Source organism: Mesorhizobium sp. M7D.F.Ca.US.004.03.1.1, from assembly GCF_003998635.1.
In the GTDB taxonomy this organism is placed as follows: domain Bacteria; phylum Pseudomonadota; class Alphaproteobacteria; order Rhizobiales; family Rhizobiaceae; genus Mesorhizobium; species Mesorhizobium loti.
Map to the genome: position 1 here is coordinate 1 of NZ_RZQG01001578.1, position 718 is coordinate 718.

Below are 718 nucleotides of genomic sequence, written 5' to 3' on the forward strand. Positions count from 1 at the left end.
GATCCGCACGCTCTGCTCGGCGGTCAGCAAGCCGGTCAACGTCATGGCGAGGCCCGGCTTCACCATCGCGGATCTCGCCATGGCCGGCGTCAAGCGTCTCTCGCTCGGGCCGTGGCTGACCAATTTCGCCTATGGCATGCTGGAAACGGCGGCGCGCGAGATCCAGCAGGACGGCACGTTCGGCTTCACCCGCGCCGCCATGCCGTTCGGCAAATTGCAGGCGCTGTTCGCCAAACCTTCAGCTTGACACATGCCGTCACCGGCGTCTTTCCCGCACCGAAATCGCCTTGTGCAGATGCACCATCATGGCGGCGGCGAAGAGCGGCGTCACCAGATTGAGCAGTGGCACGGCGAGGAAGGCAGCGATGAGCAGCCCGGAGAAAAACACCGTGCCGGCATAGTGCCTGCGCAAGGCCCTGGCCTCTTCTTCGCCGCGAAAGCGCATGGCGGCGAATTCGAAGAACTCGCGCCCGAGCAGATAGCCGTTGACGATGAAGAAAGCGGCGATGTTGACGCCCGGCACCAGCAGAAGCAGCAGGGCCACGATGTTGCCGAGAATGACGACGCCAAGGAATCGCATCGACAGCACCAGCGAGCGCAGCACCGGCATGGCGCGGCCGGGCGGATCGCCGGGATAGTCGGTGCGCTCGACCACTTCGGCGATATCGTCAAGGAACAGGCCGGCGATAACAGCCGTCACCGGCGCGATGAGCAACGC

At 64.6% G+C, this 718-nt stretch carries 2 protein-coding genes; one reads left to right on the forward strand and one right to left on the reverse strand.

What is annotated here, in order from left to right; genetic code table 11:
• Positions 1-247 (forward strand): isocitrate lyase/phosphoenolpyruvate mutase family protein (locus EN935_RS38830; protein ID WP_206534711.1); only part of this gene is annotated, 247 nt, incomplete at its 5' end.
• 9 nt (positions 248-256) lie between these two features.
• On the opposite strand, the gene EN935_RS38835 is transcribed toward EN935_RS38830, so the two are convergent.
• Positions 257-718, reverse strand: a 462-nt coding sequence (locus EN935_RS38835; protein ID WP_127374395.1) for a sulfate transporter family protein, incomplete at its 5' end; no start/stop codon positions are given.